At 44.6% G+C, this 4,716-nt stretch carries 5 protein-coding genes and 1 pseudogene; 1 reads left to right on the forward strand and 5 read right to left on the reverse strand.

Features of this window, described 5'->3' with window-relative positions; genetic code table 11:
* Positions 1–155: 155 nt before the first annotated feature.
* The 4 genes from B3143_RS05560 to B3143_RS05575 are packed head-to-tail and all read right to left on the reverse strand — an operon-like array spanning position 156 to position 3,648.
* A complete protein-coding gene (locus B3143_RS05560) occupies positions 156–1,136 on the reverse strand; it encodes an NAD(P)H-dependent flavin oxidoreductase (RefSeq protein WP_286739814.1) in 981 nt (326 codons plus the stop codon).
* 11 nt (positions 1,137–1,147) lie between these two features.
* Entirely contained in the window at positions 1,148–1,936 is a 789-nt protein-coding gene (locus tag B3143_RS05565) for an enoyl-CoA hydratase-related protein (protein ID WP_286739815.1), read from the reverse strand.
* A gap of 36 nt (positions 1,937–1,972) precedes the next feature.
* Positions 1,973–2,896 (reverse strand): 2-hydroxyacid dehydrogenase, encoded by a 924-nt coding sequence (locus B3143_RS05570; protein ID WP_004785714.1) that lies wholly within the window; start codon positions 2,894–2,896, stop codon positions 1,973–1,975.
* Positions 2,893–3,648 carry a class II aldolase/adducin family protein gene (locus B3143_RS05575; RefSeq protein WP_004785712.1) on the reverse strand — a complete coding sequence of 252 codons (756 nt, stop codon included), beginning with the start codon at positions 3,646–3,648 and terminating at the stop codon, positions 2,893–2,895. Before B3143_RS05575 ends, B3143_RS05570 begins: the two co-directional genes overlap by 4 nt.
* A gap of 110 nt (positions 3,649–3,758) precedes the next feature.
* On the opposite strand from B3143_RS05575, the gene B3143_RS05580 reads away from it, so the two are divergent.
* Complete coding sequence (locus B3143_RS05580; RefSeq protein ID WP_004785711.1) at positions 3,759–4,196, forward strand: PaaI family thioesterase; 438 nt, start codon at positions 3,759–3,761, stop codon at positions 4,194–4,196.
* A gap of 121 nt (positions 4,197–4,317) precedes the next feature.
* On the opposite strand, the pseudogene B3143_RS05585 reads toward B3143_RS05580, so the two are convergent.
* Positions 4,318–4,716 (reverse strand): annotated as a pseudogene (locus tag B3143_RS05585) (3-oxoadipyl-CoA thiolase); the annotation flags it as partial.

The raw sequence follows: 4,716 nt of genomic DNA on the forward strand, positions 1-4,716 counted from the left end.
TAATACGAAATTATGTTTTAGGTCGAATATAATATAAGTTCATGGATAAAATCTAGTCATGACATAAAAAATCACATTTAAAAAATTAAAACTTTGGTATAAAAAAGCCATTCGGTAATGAATGGCTTTTGATTAAATGACCAAAATGAAACGATCTAGCGCGGGAAAAACTGAGCCAAACGTTGCTGAACAATCTGTTCTGCTTCTTGCATGATAGTGTCAATCAGCATTTGACAGGTTGGAATGTCATGGATCAATCCCATCACTTGACCTGCTGTCAGTATGCCTGCATCAACATCGCCATTTTCCAAAGCCAGCTTGCCTTTTAAGCCACTGACATAAGGGCGAATCTGTTCAAATTCCAGATTTGGATCTTCACCCATTTTAACGACGAGATCAGATACTGCATTCTTCGCAACACGCGCAGTATTCCTGAACTGACGGTAAAGCAGATGCGTTGCCCGTTCATCATTGTCGACATAAAACTGCTTGATATTTGGATGGATCGGCGCTTCTTGTGTGGCACAGAAACGTGTTCCCATATTGATGCCTTCTGCACCTAAAGCAAGTGCTGCCACCAAACCACGACCATCCGCAAAACCAACACTGGCTACAATCGGTACAGTGAGTTGATCAGCGGCTGCTGGAATCAGAATCAGTCCAGGAATATCGTCTTCACCCGGATGACCAGCACATTCAAAACCGTCAATCGAGATCACATCCGCGCCGATTCTTTGTGCTGAAAGTGCATGACGTACCGAGGTACATTTATGAATCACAATGATGCCATGCTGTTTAAAGGCTTCAATGTGTTCATGTGGTTTGTTGCCTGCCGTTTCTACAATCTTGATTCTACTTTCAATAATAGCCTGTCGATATTCGGCATACGGCGGTGGGTTTACAGCGGGCAATAAAGTCAGATTTACTGCAAAAGGCTGATCTGTCATTTCACGGCAGCGTGCAATTTCCTTGGTCAGCGCTTCAGGTGTGGGTTGTGTCAATGCCGTCAGCGTTCCCAAACCACCTGCATTGGAGACTGCACTGGCCATTTCTGCAGTACCGACCCACATCATGCCGCCCTGAATAATCGGATAGCGAATGCCTAAAAGCTCGGTAATACGCGTTTGAATTTTCATGAATGCTCTCCTTAGCATCCGGTAAATTGTGCGGGGCGTTTTTCGATAAAGGCCTGTACACCTTCTTTATAATCCTGACTACTCAGGGCCAGATATTGCAGGTTTTGTTCCAGCTCCAGTTGCTGATCCATGCTATTTTCAGCACTGCGTTGCAGCGCCTGTTTAGTTAAAGCCAGTGCATAGGTCGGCTGTTGTGCCAGTCGCTGTGCAAGTTCTTCGATATAAGCATCAAATTCTGCATCAGGGATCATTTTCCAGATCATGCCCATTTCAGCAGCCTCTTTGGCATGCACAGGTTCACCGAGTAAGGTTAATGCCATAGCGCGTGCATAACCAATTAAACGCGGCAACATCCAGGTACCGCCGGCATCAGGAATTAAGCCGATTTTAGAAAAGGCTTGAATAAATTTGGCACTTTCCTTGGCAATGACCAGATCGCAAGCCAGTGCGATATTAGCCCCTGCACCGGCAGCCACACCATTTACCGCTGCAATCACAGGTTTAGGGCTTTTGCGAATCAGGTTGATTAAAGGATTATAGTATTTAGCCAGCGAACCCTCTGGTGGCAAAGGTACATTGCCAAGCTGTCCAGCCCGTTCTTTTAAATCCTGCCCTGCAGAAAATGCCCGACCATTACCCAGAATCACAATCACCCGAATATCCGGATTCGTATTCCAGCTTTTCAAAACCTGTTGCATTTCCTCATGCATTTGCCGGTTAAAACTGTTCAGTGAATCTGGCCGATTAAAACTTAAAGTAGCGATGCCTTGCTGAACCTGAGTCTGAATCATTTCCCACATCATCAATTTCCTTATTTTTTATCTGTATCCCTACAATTAATAGCCTTTATTGACATCCACCTGATGACACAAATCCAGGCCTTGATTTAAACGGCGGTCATTTTCCAGAATCTGCTCTACCACCACAGACATTGGGGCATGTGAGGCCACATGTGGTGTCACCACAATTTTTTCGTGCTGCCAGAATGGATGGTCAGCAGCCAAAGGTTCCTGTTCAAATACGTCGACAATTGCACCACGTAACTGGCCAGAATCCAGTGCATTGAGTAGATCCTGCTCGATTAAATGCTGGCCACGCCCGACATGAATCAAAGCTGCCTGTTCAGGCAGTTGCTGAAATAATTCAGCAGAAAGAATCCCGGTATTTTCTTCGGTAAGGGGTAGCAGGTTAATCAGAATCTGACTTTGAGCCAGGAACTCGGAAAGCTGTTCTTGACCCACATAACTTTTAACTTGATTAATATCTTTTGGGGAATTCGACCAACCAGAGACTTGATAGCCCATGTCAGCAAAGCGTTCTGCTACGTATCCGCCCATATGCCCCAGTCCCATAATCCCGATCTGGATATGATGGCTATAGCTCTGGCGATATTGCTTCCACAGCTGCTGCTTTTGCTGCTGGATCATGAGGTCAAAATAACGCTGAAAATACAGCACGCCCCAAAGCAGATAATCAAACATGCCTTTTTGATGATGTGGATCCAGTACCCGGCAAACGGCTTGATCTGGGCGTACAGCATTTAAGTTTAAATGTTCTACCCCAGCAGCAATCGAATGAATCAGGCCAAGCTTTGGTAGCTGCTGCACTTTTTCCAGATCTGGAAACCAGGCAGCAACTGTGGTTGCCCGTTCAGCTTCAGGGCTCTCCACTGTACAGAAACTACCAGCTGGCGCATATTTTTGAAAAGACTTGACCAAAATGGCCTCAATATTCGGTACAGAACTGGAAATAACAATCATGATGCATACTCCGTATATTGATGCTCAATCAGGGATAAAGCGGCCTGCCAGGCACGCTGTAATATCGGTTCAATGAGAGGACTCGCGAACTGCTTGGCTGTTTTAATTCGGACTTCTTCTGCTGGATAATGCAATTCAGCACCGCCGCTTAAGGCTTTCACCTGTGCCTGACAGGCGCGTTCCAGAAAATAAATTTCATGAAAAGCCCGTGCAATGGTCTCCCCAGCCGTTAATAGTCCGTGATTGCGTAAAATCATGGCACGATGGTCGCCCAAGTCCTGAATCAAGCGTTCTTGTTCGTCAGTTGAAAGCGCAACGCCTTCATATTCGTGATAGGCCACATGCTGATAAAATTTCATGGCGTGCTGGGAAATTGGGAGAAGCCCGTGTTTCTGTGCAGAAACAGCAATTCCATCCGCGGTATGGGTGTGAATGACACAATTCAGATGAGGATGTGCTTCATGAATCGCAGAATGAATCACGAAGCCTGCCATATTGACTGGCTTGTCTTGTTCATAGCTTTCTACCACCTGTCCTTCATGATTAATCTTCACCAGCGTTGAAGCACGCATTTTTTCAAATGCGACCCCATATTGATTAATCAGAAAGCAGTCAGGCTGATCTGGAACTCTTAAACTGATATGGGTATCAATCAGGTCAGTCATCCGATAATGCGCAATAATGCGATAAAGCGCTGCCAGTTCACAGCGTGCCTGCCATTCAGCAGCTGTAACGAGATTTTTTATTGTCATCATTCCATCCTAGAAAAATATAGCATTTCGATCACTATCTGTTATATCATAATTTTATAAAAACAGAATATTATTTCATAAAGCGAAATATTTTATTAAAGGGAAACGATATGACTACAGCTCAAATGAATGGACTTGAATATCTAACCGCAATTAAAAATGGCGAATTGCCTGGTTCAGCGATGGGACAACTGATTCCCATGAAACTCAGTGTCGTCCATGAAAACTATGTGGAATATGAAGTTTATCCAGATGAACGTCACTTCAATCTGCAAGGCGGCATTCATGGTGGATTTTGCGCCACTGTTCTGGATAGCGTAACTGGTGCAGCAGTGCATACCACAGTTGATGCTGGTGTCAGTTTTTCCACTATTGACCTGAATGTCAAAATGCTCAAAGCCATGAAAAATGGTGAAACTTATACAGCCATTGGTGAAGTGATCCGGATCGGACGCAATGTGCTGACCTCAGAAGGCCGAATTGTCGACAAAGACGGTAAAATTTATGCCTTTGGTTCAGCAACTTTATTGGTCACTGACCGCAAATAATCCTTACGCTGATTTAATTAATCCCTGCGATATGCAGGGATTTTTATTTCTATATAAATAGTCTAATAAAAAATGCCATGTATATTATCTATACATGGCATTAATACGATGACTAAAGCTGTTATGCAGCTTCAGGGTTTTCAATCACCATCGCCAGGCCTTGACCCAGACCGATACATAAACTGATCACGGCATATTTTTTACCAGTACGCTGTAATTGACGTGCGACGGTTAAGGCCAAACGCGCACCTGAACAGCCCAATGGATGGCCAATCGCAATACCACCACCGTTTGGATTCACACGCGGATCATCAAATGCAACATCCAGACCTTTCAGGCAAGATAACACCTGGCTGGCAAATGCTTCATTGATCTCGATAATGTCCATATCATCTAGCGTCAAACCTGCACGTTTAACGGCTTTTTTGATTGCTTCGATTGGACCTGCGCCCATGATGCGTGGCTCAATGCCAGCGGCTGCAGAAGACAGGATACGAGCTAAAGGTTTTAAGCCATACTG

Source organism: Acinetobacter sp. UBA1496 (genome assembly GCF_002324975.1).
Classification (GTDB): domain Bacteria; phylum Pseudomonadota; class Gammaproteobacteria; order Pseudomonadales; family Moraxellaceae; genus Acinetobacter; species Acinetobacter variabilis.

Excerpts from the sequence above, each read along its gene's own strand:
- B3143_RS05560 (WP_286739814.1), bottom strand. The coding sequence starts at position 1,136 with ATGAAAATTCAAACGCGTATTACCGAGCTTTTAGGCATTCGCTATCCG.
- B3143_RS05565 (WP_286739815.1), bottom strand. The coding sequence starts at position 1,936 with ATGTGGGAAATGATTCAGACTCAGGTTCAGCAAGGCATCGCTACTTTA.
- B3143_RS05570 (WP_004785714.1), bottom strand. The coding sequence starts at position 2,896 with ATGATTGTTATTTCCAGTTCTGTACCGAATATTGAGGCCATTTTGGTC.
- B3143_RS05575 (WP_004785712.1), bottom strand. The coding sequence starts at position 3,648 with ATGACAATAAAAAATCTCGTTACAGCTGCTGAATGGCAGGCACGCTGT.
- B3143_RS05580 (WP_004785711.1), top strand. The coding sequence starts at position 3,759 with ATGACTACAGCTCAAATGAATGGACTTGAATATCTAACCGCAATTAAA.